The organism is Pseudomonas serbiensis, assembly GCF_030580745.1.
GTDB lineage: Bacteria > Pseudomonadota > Gammaproteobacteria > Pseudomonadales > Pseudomonadaceae > Aquipseudomonas > Aquipseudomonas serbiensis.
This window is the reverse complement of the sequence record NZ_JAUQOO010000012.1, coordinates 19,551-33,744: the sequence shown is the minus strand read 5'-3', so window position 1 is coordinate 33,744 and position 14,194 is coordinate 19,551. Positions and strand designations below refer to the sequence as shown.

General features: G+C 54.4%; 13 protein-coding genes. 2 read left to right on the top strand and 11 right to left on the bottom strand.

From position 1 onward, the window contains the following. Positions 1–624 precede the first annotated feature (624 nt). From Q6A51_RS16240 to dksA, 5 genes are all read right to left on the bottom strand, one after another. Positions 625–2,052: a sigma-54-dependent transcriptional regulator gene (locus Q6A51_RS16240; protein ID WP_201020527.1), complete on the bottom strand. Its 1,428-nt coding sequence runs from the start codon at positions 2,050–2,052 to the stop codon at positions 625–627. Between the two features lie 22 nt (positions 2,053–2,074). Next, positions 2,075–5,029, bottom strand: a complete 2,955-nt coding sequence (locus tag Q6A51_RS16235; RefSeq protein WP_201005484.1) for a sensor histidine kinase — start codon at positions 5,027–5,029, stop codon at positions 2,075–2,077. Continuing rightward, positions 5,013–5,189 (bottom strand): hypothetical protein, encoded by a 177-nt coding sequence (locus Q6A51_RS16230; protein WP_002552060.1) that lies wholly within the window; start codon positions 5,187–5,189, stop codon positions 5,013–5,015. The genes Q6A51_RS16235 and Q6A51_RS16230 overlap by 17 nt, the downstream gene beginning before the upstream one ends. A gap of 89 nt (positions 5,190–5,278) precedes the next feature. After that, entirely contained in the window at positions 5,279–6,166 is an 888-nt protein-coding gene (gene gluQRS, locus Q6A51_RS16225; RefSeq protein ID WP_304575267.1) for a tRNA glutamyl-Q(34) synthetase GluQRS, read from the bottom strand. Positions 6,167–6,245: 79 nt separating this feature from the next. Further along, positions 6,246–6,686: an RNA polymerase-binding protein DksA gene (gene dksA, locus Q6A51_RS16220; RefSeq protein ID WP_117166288.1), complete on the bottom strand. Its 441-nt coding sequence runs from the start codon at positions 6,684–6,686 to the stop codon at positions 6,246–6,248. Positions 6,687–7,024: 338 nt separating this feature from the next. Here dksA and Q6A51_RS16215 point away from each other — a divergent pair, with 338 nt between their 5' ends. Together Q6A51_RS16215 and sfsA are read left to right on the top strand one after the other, a co-directional pair. After that, positions 7,025–8,197 (top strand): pyridoxal phosphate-dependent aminotransferase, encoded by a 1,173-nt coding sequence (locus tag Q6A51_RS16215; protein ID WP_201005481.1) that lies wholly within the window; start codon positions 7,025–7,027, stop codon positions 8,195–8,197. Then, positions 8,197–8,910: a DNA/RNA nuclease SfsA gene (sfsA, locus tag Q6A51_RS16210; protein WP_201020524.1), complete on the top strand. Its 714-nt coding sequence runs from the start codon at positions 8,197–8,199 to the stop codon at positions 8,908–8,910. Before Q6A51_RS16215 ends, sfsA begins: the two co-directional genes overlap by 1 nt. A 1-nt stretch (position 8,911) precedes the next feature. Here the strand turns inward: sfsA and Q6A51_RS16205 are convergent, their stop codons facing one another. The 6 genes from Q6A51_RS16205 to Q6A51_RS16180 form a co-directional block, all read right to left on the bottom strand. After that, on the bottom strand, positions 8,912–9,244 hold the full coding sequence (locus Q6A51_RS16205; RefSeq protein ID WP_201020523.1) for a Rieske (2Fe-2S) protein: 333 nt from the start codon (positions 9,242–9,244) through the stop codon (positions 8,912–8,914). Between the two features lie 159 nt (positions 9,245–9,403). After that, positions 9,404–10,402 (bottom strand): NAD-dependent epimerase/dehydratase family protein, encoded by a 999-nt coding sequence (locus tag Q6A51_RS16200; protein WP_201020522.1) that lies wholly within the window; start codon positions 10,400–10,402, stop codon positions 9,404–9,406. Further along, positions 10,399–11,511, bottom strand: a complete 1,113-nt coding sequence (locus Q6A51_RS16195; RefSeq protein WP_201020521.1) for a MalY/PatB family protein — start codon at positions 11,509–11,511, stop codon at positions 10,399–10,401. The genes Q6A51_RS16200 and Q6A51_RS16195 overlap by 4 nt, the downstream gene beginning before the upstream one ends. Then, positions 11,508–12,329: an NAD(P)-binding domain-containing protein gene (locus Q6A51_RS16190; RefSeq protein ID WP_304575266.1), complete on the bottom strand. Its 822-nt coding sequence runs from the start codon at positions 12,327–12,329 to the stop codon at positions 11,508–11,510. Before Q6A51_RS16190 ends, Q6A51_RS16195 begins: the two co-directional genes overlap by 4 nt. Continuing rightward, positions 12,322–12,972: a hypothetical protein gene (locus tag Q6A51_RS16185; protein WP_304575265.1), complete on the bottom strand. Its 651-nt coding sequence runs from the start codon at positions 12,970–12,972 to the stop codon at positions 12,322–12,324. Before Q6A51_RS16185 ends, Q6A51_RS16190 begins: the two co-directional genes overlap by 8 nt. 80 nt (positions 12,973–13,052) lie before the next feature. Next, positions 13,053–14,186, bottom strand: a complete 1,134-nt coding sequence (locus Q6A51_RS16180; RefSeq protein ID WP_304575264.1) for an MFS transporter — start codon at positions 14,184–14,186, stop codon at positions 13,053–13,055. Between the last annotated feature and the right edge of the window lie 8 nt (positions 14,187–14,194).

Sequence of the window (14,194 nt, the reverse complement as noted above, 5' to 3'; positions counted from 1 at the left end):
AGCATTTAGTCGGGGGATGGTGTAGGACGCTGCGCATCGGCATCAAGAGGAAGGGATGTAAAAGCTCTGGAAGCTACTGGGGGAGCCGAAGCTCCCCCAAAGTGCGTGCTCTTTATTTTTATTGTCTTTTTGGGCTTCTTGTTTTTGTTGAGTGCCCATTCACAGGGTTTCGCCTGTGAAATCTCCCAATCGGGAGTCAAGAGCAAACGGATTGCTTTGGTCGCTGCGTTGCAATGATCATTCGATCCAACCAGTTCAGGCGCTACCTAAGGGTAGTTTTTATTGTTCTCGGCCTGGTTGCGGGGCAAGCCCCAAATACAACTCCTCTCCAAAAGAATCAGTTAGCTGCGCCTCCGCCGTGTTGTTCTTGTTATGCGTGAGTCGATTCGTCTTATTTTTATTATGGGTGTCGTACTGCTTGTTGTTCTTCTTGTACTAAGCATATAGCAGAAGGTGTGCCAACTTTTGCGAACCCAGTAAAACCGGGGCTTTGCGGGTATCCGGCTTTTGGGTCAGGTACAAAAAAGCCGGGCTTCGTTACCGTAAGACCCGGCTTTTGTTACGGAGGAGGTACGAAGGTAACAGTTTTGTTAACTGACCTGCGCACCCCGACGCAGAGCCTTCTCAGGTTTCGTTGGCGACCCCTTTGCGGCGTGGAATGCCCAGGCGCTGGCGGCGTTCCCACAGGCATTTGCGGCTGACGCCCAGTTTGCGCGCCAGTTCGGTCTCGGTCATGTGGTCCTGATGCTCCAGAACGAAATGCTGGAAGTAGTCTTCCAGTGAGAGGTCTTCGGTAGGCTCGTTGTTGGTCGAGTTCGCGGAAGCGCTCAGTGGGGCCAGCCCCATGTATTCGTCTTCGTCCAGGCCGTCCAGTTCGATATCGATGCCCAGCAGGTCGGCAGAGATTTCCGGGCTTTCGCACAGGATCACCGAACGTTCCACTGCGTTTTCCAGTTCCCGCACGTTACCCGGCCAACTGTAATGACGGATCGCCTGTTCAGCGTCGGGGGCAAACTTCAGGTCGTTGCGACCGGCCTTGGCGCTCTGGCGTACCAGAAAGGCGCGGGCGATTTCGAGTACATCGTTACCGCGTTCGCGCAGTGCCGGCAGTTTCAGCGCAATCACGTGCAAGCGGTAATAAAGGTCTTCACGGAACTCGCCATTCTTGGCCAAGGTCTTGAGGTCCCGGTGGGTTGCGGCGATCAGGCGAACATCGACCTTCTGCGATTGCACGGAGCCCACGCGACGAATCTCGCCTTCCTGCAGTACCCGCAAGAGTCGGGCCTGCGCTTCCAGAGGCAGTTCGCCGATTTCATCGAGAAACAGGGTCCCGCCATCGGCGGCTTCCACCAGGCCTGCGCGACCTGCGCTGGCTCCGGTGAAGGCACCTTTTTCATGGCCGAAGAGTTCGGACTCGATCAGGGATTCGGGAATCGCTGCGCAGTTCACGGAGATCATCGGTGCCTTGGCGCGGCGCGAAAGATTGTGCAGGGCGCGGGCGACCAGTTCCTTGCCGGTACCGGACTCGCCCTGGACCAGAACGTTGGAGTCGGTCGGCGCGACTTTACGGATCTTGCTGTAAAGATCGAGCATGGGCGGGCAGGAGCCGATGATGCCGATTTCGCCGTTGTGCGTGGCGCCCTTGTCGGCACCATTGGCTTTGGCGGGGGCACTGCGTTCTGCCTGCTGGCTTGAGCTGGTCTGGCGATCACGCAGGATACGTGCGACAGCCTGGAGCATTTCATCGTGGTCGAAGGGTTTGGCGATGTAATCCACTGCGCCCATTTTCATGGAATCAACGGCCGAGCGCAGGCTGGCATAGCTGGTCATGATAAGGACAGGCTTACCTTCGCCAAGCTTGATCAGTTCGGTGCCAGGAGCCCCAGGCAGTCGCAGGTCGCTGACGATCAGGTCAAACGACGAAATATTGAAACGCTCCTGAGCCTCGGGTACCGATCCTGCTTCGCTGACTTCGTACTGGTTGCGCTCAAGCAGACGACGCAGGGCAGAGCGGATAATGGTTTCGTCTTCGACGATCAAAATATGCGGCATCGATTCAGTTCTCTCGACGGTCTCAGTTCACGGCGGACGTCGCTTCGACATGGCGCGGCAAGGTTACCCTGATACGGGTGCCTCGTTGCTGCTCGGGGTCAGCCGGGCTGTCGATGGTGATTTGTCCATAATGCTCTTCAACGATGGAATAGACCAGTGCAAGACCTAGCCCGGTTCCTTCTCCCGGTTCCTTGGTCGTGAAGAATGGTTCAAACAATCGATCCATGATTGCCTTCGGAATTCCACTGCCTTCGTCTTCGACGATCAGATCTACAGTGTGTTCGGATGCTTCGCTCTTGACCCTGACAGCGCTGCCGGACGGCGAGGCGTCGCGGGCGTTGGAGAGCAGATTGATCAACACCTGTGCCAGCCGTTGCGGGTCGCCATCGACCTTGTGCTGAGGGTTGCACAGGTTATAGAACTGGACTTCGAAATTGCGGCGGTTCAGTGCCAGCAGACCAATGGCATCCTGAGCGACCTCGGCCAGACAGACGGCTTCGTCGTTATGCTGATGAGCGCCTGCGTGGGCGAAGCTCATCAAGGATTGCACGATGCGCGAGACACGCTTGGTCTGCTCAAGGATCTGACTGCTGATTTCCTTGATTTCACCGTCTTCCTCGCGCTCTTCGCGCAGGTTCTGCGCAAGGCAGGCGATGCCGGTGATCGGGTTGCCGATCTCATGGGCAACGCCGGCCGCCAGACGCCCGATACTTGCCAGTCGTTCCGAGTGGACCAGCTTGTCTTCCAGCATCTGGGTTTCGGTCAGGTCTTCGACCAGCACCACCAGGCCGCTGCTGCCGGGGGCCAGCGGCTCGTCGATAGCGGCCTTGTGCAGGTTGAGCCAGCGGGTCTGTCCGTCCAGAGCGAGCTTCTGCTTGTGCAAGTGCTCGTCCGGTACATTGATAAAGCCTGTCAGCAGGCCTTTCCATGGTTCTGTGATGGTTTCCAGGCGCGAGCCCACCACGCGCTGAGCGGCAATGCCGGTCAGCTCTTCCATGGCCCGGTTCCACATGAGGATTTCCTGATCCTTGGCCAGCGAGCAGACCCCCATGGGCAGTTCCTGAAGAGTCTGACGGTGATAGCGGCGCAAGGCATCGAGTTCGGCGGCAAGGCCGGTCAGGCGCGAGTGATAGTCCTCAAGGCGGCTCTCGATGAAGTGAATGTCTTCAGTGACGTATTTCTCGCTGCCGGACTTGTAGGGCAGGAAGGTTTCCACCATGTCCTGGGCCACGCTTGGCCCCATCAGGCCGGACAGGTTGGCCTCGATTCGGTCGCGCAGACGGCGCAGGGCATAAGGTCGGCGCTCGTCAAACGGCAGATACAGATCGCGCAGCGCCTGCTCGACTTCCTTCTGCGCAGCCTTGGCACCCAGCGGCTTGGCCAGTTGCGTGGCGAATTCCTGTGGCGACACTGCATACAGCTCGCGGCGCTGCGGGCGACGTACATTGTCGACGGCACAGGCCTCGGCAGCACTGACTTCTTCGGGACTAGCATTGGTGAACAGAGAAATCAGAGTGAACAGCAGTACGTTGGCTGCCAGCGAGGCGATGGCCGCCATGTGCCAGCTTGTGTCATCCAGCACGTAGATCATGTTCAGCAGCGGAATATAGAAACCCTGCAGGTTACCGATCAGCGGTAACAGCATGCCCACAACCCAGACAGCCGTTCCGGCAAGCAGGCCTGCGATGAAACCGCGCCGGTTGGCGGTTGGCCAATACAGCACCGACAGCACACCGGGGAGAAATTGCAGGGTCGCAACGAAGGCGACGATGCCCAGGTTGGCCAGGTCCTGTTGCGCACCAAGCATCAGGTAGAAGCAATAGCCTGCGGTGATGATCGCCACGATCAGGCCGCGCCGGGTCCATTTCAGCCAGCGATAGATATTGCCTTCGGCCGGAGGCTGATAAAGCGGCAGCACCAGATGGTTGAGCGCCATACCCGAAAGCGCCAGGGTGGTGACGATAATCAGGCCGCTGGCAGCCGCCAGCCCGCCCACATACGCCAGCAAGGCCAGCGGTTTGCTGTTGGCGGCGATGCCGATCCCCAGGGTGAAATATTCAGGGCTGGTGGTGGCGCCCAGCTTGAGCCCGGCCCACAGAATCAGTGGCACAGCCAGACTGATCAGCAGCAGGAACAGCGGCAACCCCCAGCTGGCGCTGACCAGCGAACGCGGGTTGAGGTTTTCGGTGAAGGTCATGTGATACATGTGCGGCATCACGATGGCCGAAGCGAAAAACACTAACAGCAATGTGCGCCATGGACCTTCCTGCAACGGCGTATGCAACGAGGCCAGAGCCGTCTGGTTTTGCAGCAGCCAAAGCTCCAGGTTCTGCGGGCCGTCGAATACGCCATACAAGGCATAAAGCCCGACGCCGCCCAGGGCTATCAGCTTGATCAGTGACTCGAAAGCAACGGCGAACACCAGCCCTTCATGTTTTTCCCGCGTTGCGATATGCCGTGAGCCGAAGAAGATGGTGAAAAGCGTGATCAACGCACAGAACGCTACGGCGACCCGATCCTGTACCGGCTCACGGGTCAGGATGCTGATGGAATCGGCCACGGCCTGGATCTGCAATGCCAGAAGCGGCAGCACGCCAATCAGCATGAAAACCGTGGTCAGCGCGCCAGCCCAGGTGCTTCTGAAACGAAAGGCAAACAGGTCGGCCAGGGACGAAAGCTGGTAGGTGCGGGTGATCTTGAGAATGGGGTAAAGCAACACCGGGGCCAGCAGAAATGCCCCGGAAACCCCGAGGTAGCTGGACAGGAAGCCATAGCCATACTGATACGCCAGGCCGACAGAACCATAGAACGCCCATGCACTGGCATACACGCCCAGCGACAAGGTGTAGGTCAGGGGGTGACGAATGATCCAGCGTGGAATGACGCCACGTTCACTGATCCAGGCAATGCCGAACAGGAACAGCAGATATCCGGCGCTGACCAGCAGCATCTGCGTCAGGCTAAAGCTCATCGGCATCTCGCTGGCTCTGAAGAATGAAGGTCACCACAATCAGGATCAGCCACAGCATATAGGGGCGATACCAGGCACCTGTCGCGTCGATCCACCAGTCCATGATGGCCGGGGAGAAGAGGTAGATGCCTACTACCAGGAGTAAGACCAGCCGGTAAATATACATAGGGTCTCCCTAGTAAGGAGCGGCATGGTAACGGATGCCGTACAACCTGCAAGTCTACTTATGTACGAGTTTTCCGCGACCGCTCTAGCTCAGTCTATTCGGGCTTCCTCAATTGTGCTCGTGCGCGGTATTGCCGCTGCATCCCAGTGCGCGATGCCCCAGTCGAGCACTTCACGGGCGCTGCCGTAGACCAGGTCGCTGGTCGTGGGCTGGCCGAGCGCTCGTAATGCCCGCAGCAATAAAGGTGTCGCCTGATCGGCGGGCAGTGGTGGCGAGCGATAGGATTTGCCCAGCTTGTGGCCATCGGGCTGAGTGATCAGCGGCACATGCAGGTAACGCGGCTGCGGCAGCCCCAGCAACTCCTGAAGGTAGAGCTGGCGAGGCGTTGAGTCCAGCAAGTCGGCACCGCGCACGATATCGGTAACGCCCTGCCAGGCATCATCGATCACCACGGCCAGTTGATAGGCATACAGGCCGTCGCGCCGTCGAATGACAAAGTCCCCGGATTCGCGGCCCAGATGCTGCTTGAAGGCACCCTGCACCCGATCGATGAAGCGGTACTCCAGCTCCGGTACGCGGATACGTATCGCGGCATCTTCGGTTGCATGCCCGGCGTTGCGGCAAAAACCGGGGTAGATGCCCTCGAAACCTTCCAGTTGTTTGCGCGAACAGGTGCAGGCATAGGCCAGGCCGTGACTGAACCAGCGATTCAGGACTTCGGCATAGGCATCATGGCGCAGGCTCTGGCGGACCCGTTCACCATCCCATTCAAAGCCGTAGCGCTCAAGGGTGTCGAGAATCGCAGCTTGCGCCCCGGCGACCTCCCGAGGCGGGTCCAGGTCTTCCATGCGCATCAGCCATTTGCCGCCTGCGGCACGGGCATCGAGATAGGACGCGAGCGCTGCGACCAATGAGCCGAAGTGCAGGTAACCGCTTGGAGTTGGCGCAAAGCGTCCGATGTAAACCGGGTTTTTCATGGTTGCATCCAAACCAGGGAGTGGACTCATGAAACCAAAAAAGACGCCGAAGCGTCTTTTTGTTCAAGGTGTCGTCAGATCACTTGCCGACCTGTTTTTCCTTGATTTCTGCCAGTGTCTTGCAGTCGATGCAAAGGTCGGCAGTCGGGCGTGCTTCAAGGCGACGAAGGCCGATTTCCACACCGCAGGATTCACACCAGCCGTATTCTTCGTCCAGGATCAGTTGCAGCGTCTTGTCGATCTTCTTGATCAGCTTGCGCTCACGATCACGGGCACGAAGTTCCAGGCTGAATTCTTCTTCCTGACTGGCACGGTCTGCTGGGTCGGGGAAGTTTGCAGCTTCGTCCTTCATGTGGTCTACCGTGCGGTCGACCTCTTGCATCAGATCCTGTTTCCACTTGTTCAGGATCTTGGTGAAGTGCGCGCGCATGGGCTCGCCCATATACTCTTCACCCGCTTTTTCCACGTAGGGTTCAAAGCCGCTGATTAGATGATTCTGTTGCTTTTCTGGGGTGGGCATGTATGGACCGCCTCTCACTCTTCTAATCTATTGCGCAGGATTGTTCCATCACCGACCCCTGTCGGCCCTGCAGCTGCAAGCGGGCGAACTTACCAGATCAAATCGTGGTGCGCTACTCCCGGTTGTCGAGCATCGTCTCGCTTCTCTACAGAACAGGACGCTTGTAACGCAAGCACACAGTCATCAAGGCGTGCAGCTGTCCCGGTCTTTTTATTTTCTGTTCAACAAGTACTGGCGTTTCATGATTTAAAGTACGGCACGGCAAACGCTTGGTTAGAATCTAGCCGAATGGTCATGACCGTTATGTTTCTGATTCGTGTTTCATTTAAGGAAGAAAAATGGCCCAGCCTTACAGTGAGCGTAGTCGCGCCATCGAACCTTTTCATGTCATGGCGCTTTTGGCGCGGGCCAATGAGTTGCAGGCGGCGGGCCACGATGTCATTCATCTGGAGATCGGAGAGCCCGATTTCACCACGGCAGAGCCCATCATTGCGGCCGGGCAGGCGGCGCTTGCAGCGGGTAAAACCCGGTACACCGCCGCACGCGGCCTGCCGGAGTTGCGCCAGGCTATCGCCGGTTTCTACGCTCAGCGCTATCGACTGGATATCGACCCGGAGCGAATTCTTGTCACGCCCGGCGGTTCAGGTGCATTGCTGCTGGCCAGCAGTCTTCTGGTCGATCCCGGCAAACACTGGTTGCTGGCCGATCCGGGTTATCCGTGCAATCGGCATTTTCTGCGTCTGGTGGAAGGCGCCGCGCAACTGGTGCCGGTCGGGCCGCAAGAGCGTTACCAATTGACGCCAGAACTGGTAGCGCAGCACTGGAATCAAGACAGCGTCGGTGCCTTGGTCGCATCCCCGGCCAACCCGACAGGCACGCTTCTGCATGTGGATGAGCTGGCCGCGTTGTCGCAGACGCTCAAGGCGCGCAACGGTCATCTGGTCGTGGATGAGATCTATCACGGACTGACTTACGGCGTTGATGCGAGCAGCGTGCTGGAAGTCGATAACGATGCGTTCGTCCTCAATAGTTTTTCAAAGTATTTCGGCATGACGGGCTGGCGTCTGGGGTGGCTGGTGGCGCCTCCCGAAGCCGTTGCCGATCTGGAGAAGCTGGCGCAGAACCTCTACATCAGCGCTCCGAGCATGGCCCAATATGCCGCGCTGGCCTGTTTCGAGCCGCAGACCATCGAGATTTTCGAGCAGCGCCGCGCCGAATTCGGCCGCCGTCGCGACTTCCTGCTGCCTGCCTTGCGCGAGCTGGGTTTCGGTATTGCGGTCGAGCCGCAAGGGGCTTTCTATCTGTATGCCGATATCAGCGCCTTCGGTGGCGATGCCTTTGAGTTTTGTCGGCACTTCCTTGAAACCGAGCACGTCGCGTTCACGCCTGGGCTGGATTTCGGACGCTTTCAGGCGGGGCATCATGTGCGTTTTGCTTATACCCAAAGCCTGCCAAGGCTTGAAGAGGCGGTCGAGCGGATTGCCCGTGGCTTGCGGAGCTGGAAAAGCTGATGCGTTTCTCTCCTGAACTTGAGCAAGGTCGCTTGCTGATTCGCTACAAACGCTTCCTGGCTGACATCGAGACCGATAGCGGCGAGTTGCTGACCATTCATTGCCCCAATACCGGCTCGATGCTCAATTGCATGCTGCCGGGAGGACGAGTCTGGTTCAGTCGCTCCAATGATCCCAAGCGCAAGCTGCCCGGGACCTGGGAGATCAGCGAAACGCCTCAGGGACGCATTGCCTGCATCAATACCGGGCGCGCCAATACGCTGGTCGAGGAAGCACTGCGCGCCGGGGTTATCAGCGAACTCAATGGCTTTACGGCACTCAAGCGCGAGGTGGCTTACGGGCAGGAAAAAAGCCGGGTGGATTTTCGCCTCGAATACCCCGAAGGCTATGCCTATGTGGAGGTCAAGAGCGTCACGCTGGGCTTTGATGATTCAACTGTTGCGGCCTTTCCCGACGCGGTCACTCAGCGTGGTGCCCGGCATTTGCGTGAGCTGGCGGCACTGGCTCGCGATGGCGTGCGTGCCGTCTTGCTGTATTGCGTGAACCTCAGCGGCATAGATGCGGTTCGCCCGGCAGAGGAAATCGATCCGGCTTATGCTGCTGCGCTGCGTGAAGCTGTAGCGGCGGGTGTCGAGGTGTTGGCTTATGGGGTTCAACTGACGCCGGAAGAGGTACGCATCGACAGGCGTTTGCAGGTTCAGGGTTTGAGCTGAACTATTGCTCCTCATCCGGCAGCATGACCCAGATCCCTTCGGCGTCCTCCCGGCAGGCAATGGCGCTCAGCGATTGTCCTTCGCAAGGCCCCGCAACACATTCGCCATTCTCGACAAGAAACAGTGCGCCATGGCTGGCGCACTGGATCAGGCTGGCGCTGTCATCCAGAAACCGGTCCGCCTCCCACTCCAGCGCAATGCCGCGATGGGGGCAACGATTCCTGTAGACGAACACTTGACCCTGGCGACGTACTGCCAGCAGCTTCAGCCCACCACTTTCGAACCCGCGGCTTTCTGCCTCGGGAAGATCGGCTGCGGCACATAGACGCTTCATGAGGTTTTCCATTCGGTCTGATGTTCAAACGCAAACTATCAATCAGCCGGGCCAGCGTTCGGATTGGTGACTACAGGGATGGGATTGTATATCACTGTACGGTTTTTCATTACGAGCACTCTTGTGGAGTACTCGTAATGAGAAATGATCTATCAGCCACTAAACGGATGACAGTTTAGACTCCCAGCGGATGGAGTTGAGAATAGATGTTTCGAGAATGGTAGAAGGGCTCCAGCCAAGCAGTTCGCGCGCTAGCTTGCTGGATGCATAGCCACCAATGATATCTCCTGAACGACGACCAACCAGTTCCACGATCAGGTCGGATGTCGTAGCTTTTGTGAAAACAGAGACAAACTCTTTGACTGTGACACCTTGCTCCGAGCCCAGGTTTATGATGGGAAGACCAAAGGTATTGAGTGGAACAGACAAGTTATCTTTGCCAAATACTTCGGCTGCCAGAACGTGCGCGTCCGCAAGGTCGCGTACGTCCACGAAGTCTCTAATGGTCGAGCCATCACGAGTATCCCAGTCGACACCATTGAGCTGAAACGGCTTATTGAGGGTTGCACATTGGATCAACGAGTTCAAAAGGCTGCTCTTGTTGCTCCCCCGGAAACCCGTTCTTAGTTCTTTGTCGCTTCCAATCGGGTTGAAATACCTGAAGATGACGAACTGAAAGTCTCTTGCTCTCGCAATGTCACTGAGAGCGAGTTCCAGGAAGTATTTGGACCGGGCATAAGGGCTGGTTGGGTTGGGGGTTGCATTTTCATCGAAGCTATAAGCAACTTCTGAGTTGTACAACGAAGCTGTACCGCTGAGTATCAGCTTTTTAACACCGAGGTCAATCAAGTGATTAACCATGGCAACGGATTTCGAGAAGTTATTGGTGTAGTACAGTTCTGGTTCCAGGGTCGACTCGGACACATCAATCTTGGCCGCACAGTGAATAACCAATTGTATTTCAGGGTGCGCTTCAACGATGGCTGTCAGCAGCGTTTTGTCTGCAATGTCACCTTGATAGTAGTCAAAAGAGGTAAATGTCTCATGAGCCTGAGCAGGTTGTTCATCGAGAATGATCGGGTGATAGCCGGCATCAGCCAACGCAAAGGCAATGGTATTGCCAATATATCCAGCGCCGCCAGTAACAAGAATTTTCATTTAGAACTTCCAAACAAACTTAACATTGTGTTGGTTGCATTTTTTAGTTGATCTGTCGGGCAGGAGAAGTTTAATCTTATCCAGCCGGGGGACCCAAACTCATGGCCGTCCGATACTGCAATGCCCCTGTGTAAAAGCTTCTCGAAAATGTTGTCACCTGCTTCTCTAGCATCAATCCACGCGAGATATGTCGCATCTGAAGGGCTATACCGTAGCGATGTGTGCAGCAAATCGTTGCGCAGTATAGCTTGGTTTTCCTTCAGGTGCACGACAAGCTTGTCAAGCCATTTTGCACAATGAAGATAAGCGTGCTCTAGCGCCACGAGTCCCAATGCGTTGATTCCCGTAGAGTAAAACTCTTTAGTCGATATAAACTTTTCCCGAAGTGACCGCGACGGAATCACTGCATAGGCTACGGATATACCCGCCAGATTGAACGTTTTACTGGGGGACAAGATTGTTATGGATCTATTCTCCAGGCCCTTTACTGAGCCCGCCGGGATATGGTAGCGCTCCCCGAGAATGAAATCTGCATGAGCTTCGTCAGAAATGATGACCGTGTCCAGATCCTGAATGCAGTTAGCCATGGCTTCTAATTGTTCCCGGCTGGACACGATTCCGGTCGGATTCGTAGGGTTACATAAAACCACTGCTGATGGTCGGGCACGTTTTATCTCAAGAAAATCGTTAGCGTAAAATGGCGTGCCTGCCATGGCTGGATTTATGATCCTGGATTCAACGTCGAAACCACTGCTTAGATTCAGCAGCTTGCTGTAATTAGGCCGTTGAAAGAAAAGAGGGCCTTTCTCGCAGACACTTTTAACGCCGGTCCTTACACCAGACATGGTATTTGGGACGATAACAATCCACTCACGATCAATATCCCACTGGTAACGGGTTTTGCACCAGTGTTGAATGGCGTCGTATAAAGTATCCGGTGTGTTGGGGTAGGAAAAGTGCCCTTCTGCAACTCTATCCTTTATTGCGGATAGTACAGGCTCAGGTGTTGCAAAAGACATGTCGGCGACCCAGTGCGGCTGGGCTTCCGGGTATTTGGCAAGTGCTAAAGTGTGCTTCGCCTGACGATGGATAACACGTAATTCATTCATCTGAAAAGCTCGCACATTGAAGTGAAATCCAGATCGTTGTAGTGCTGGGCTCCGTCTTTCTCCAGTAGGGAAAGTAAGTGTTTGGATAAGTCCAGGTTGTAATCTCTGAATTCATCCAAGGCGTATCGTATATCTTTTGTTGCGTATTTTAGTTTGCAGTGAACATCGTCATACTGTTGAGACAGGCTTTGATGAAGTTTCTGTCTGGCGATGGTATTCATCCAGAATCCTTCATGGGAGGTGAGGATTTCGGATATTAACTCCGCTTGGGGCAAAGAGCGCATGATTTGAAGCATTTGCCCCATCAGGCCAAGAGAGGTGAGCCCCCAGAGGTTATAAAATAATTTGAACTGTGTCGGGGTGCCGATATTCTGGAAGTTGTATATTTTTGAAGAAGTGCTTTTAAGAAAGACATCGTGTTCGGGTGACGCAATGTCCGAGGCTGCAAAGTAAATAAGGCTTCCATTTAAGGCGCCTGTTTTACTGCCCGTAAAAGGGGCTTCGATAAAGGTAAAGTGTTCACGACAGAAGTCGGCATTTATGTTTTTGATCGTTTCACATGTCAGTGTGGATATTTCAATAAATACGGTCTTGTGTGCCTTGCTAGCCACCGCTGAAATTAAAATATCGTCCCATACTGTTTTTGCAGTTTCTGCATCAGGCAGGCAGGAGACGACGTAGTCATACAGTGAAAGGTCGCAGGTGTTTAAATTCCCCTCTTCCCTGTGGTGATGACTGACCTTCCACGCGCAGCTGTCCAGATGTTTGCCCAGCGATGTCGTGATGATTCCTTTTCCGATAAAGAGGACTTTAGACATAGCTGGCACCCAGCACGGTGAAGGAGTCGGAAATCATCCCGACTTTGTAGGGGCTCAGTGGCGTAATTCCGCACTGCTCGAGAAATGGAAAATCCACAGCCAGGGATGTGCATTTTGAAATGGGTGAGGCGATGTGATCTGTAATGTCGATCACCGATAGCCCTTTGGCTTCAAAGTCAGGGGTCCGATAGTGTCGATAGGTCAGATGCGGGAGGAGGGATATCTCTTCGATTTCCGAGGGGGACATATCGAATTGAATGAAATTGTCGACCCCTTCCATATGGAAATGACTGAGTGAATTACCAAATTTAACCTCCCCGATGTGTTTTGCATATCCGAGAAAGGCACCTCTTGTAATAGAGTGGGGGGCATCAACAATGGCCAGTATCGGGTAATAGTACAGCACAGAGTTTAGCGCAATCATCACTTTCATAATGACTTCATGGCTGACGATGAAATCGTTGTCGCTATAACAGGTTGAGTGCATTTTTGAAATCGTCAAGAGCATTCTTTGACTGATCGTTGCTTCCTTCGGTAAAAAAGAAAGAGCGTCGGAAATTTTAAGAGATAGACGTTCATGGCAAAAGGCTGCGTCAAATTGGATGTGTAGGTTTTCACACTTGAACTTCCATGGCGCTATCATTTAAAGAGTCCTTGTTGTAGTTGAATCAATGCGGGAATTAATGTTTTTAGGGGCGAGGGCTAATCATTCGTGTCATGATTTTAGCGGGAAGGCCTCAGGTGCTTGAGACATGGCAGAAAAAGTAGTGCGGTGGCGCTGCATGTTAGAAATACCAGCTCTATACCGCCGGATTTATATAGAAGAGGCCCCAGCAGATACCCGGTAGTCATTCCCGTAAATGTATATAGACCACGTATGCCGTTGAGCCTGGCTGTCAAACCATGAGGGATCGTGCGTTGAAACTGGTTGTGAGATCTTAAAAACATGATTTGAAAGGAAAAGCCGATCAGGAATGAGAGTGTGCTGATAAGCAATTTCGACTCTGCCAGGATGAAAGCAAGCTCTGAAAGTGCGATGATCGTAATGAGGATGCTGTATCGTTTGAAACGCTCGCCAAAAAAACGCTCAAACAGTATGTTGGCTATAATAAGGCCGACCATTTGCGACAATATGATATGCGCATAAAGTCGGTCTGGTTGATCTGAAATGCTTTTGCAGTATATAAGTAGAGTGCTGATGAATAAGCCGGAAAGTAGCATTCCAATAAATATGAAGTTGTTTGCGAAACCCAGTTCTCTGGATTCGGCCCGGTCGGGGGGGGCTGATTTTGAGGTTTTTGAGATCAAGGAAGTGGATGTGGACGACGTGCAGGCGCTAAAAACGATGCAGATCGATAGCATGACAATGGCGAAACTCAGATAGTTGCCGGGAGCAATAAGGGTCAGGCACAGGGGGGCAATGGCCATGGCAACTGTTATTGAAAGTTGCATACGGGTATGGGCGCGCGAGAGTTCGCTTTTAATAACTTCGCTATTTATTACTGAGAGACGACGAAGGTTTATAATGCGAAGCGCTGCGCCGATGCAGAACATCAGGAAACACCCCCATCCCAGCGCTCGGGTATAGCCAAACATGAAAAAGGACAAGACCGCTACAGCGCCAAGAAAGCCCATAAGCCCCAGGAAATATCTTCTGTTGTAGGCGTCGACATAAGGAGCAATGACGACGCTTGTAAAGACAGTCGATGCCGCCATTGCACTGAGAAATAATGACATCTCAATGCTGCTCAACCCTAGGTGATCGACAATCAGAGGAATGGATGCTTGGGTAAAACGTTCCGTGAGGGAAATGCCAAAGCACAGTAATATAATGACGTGGTTTTTTAAGGTATTCATCACTAGGC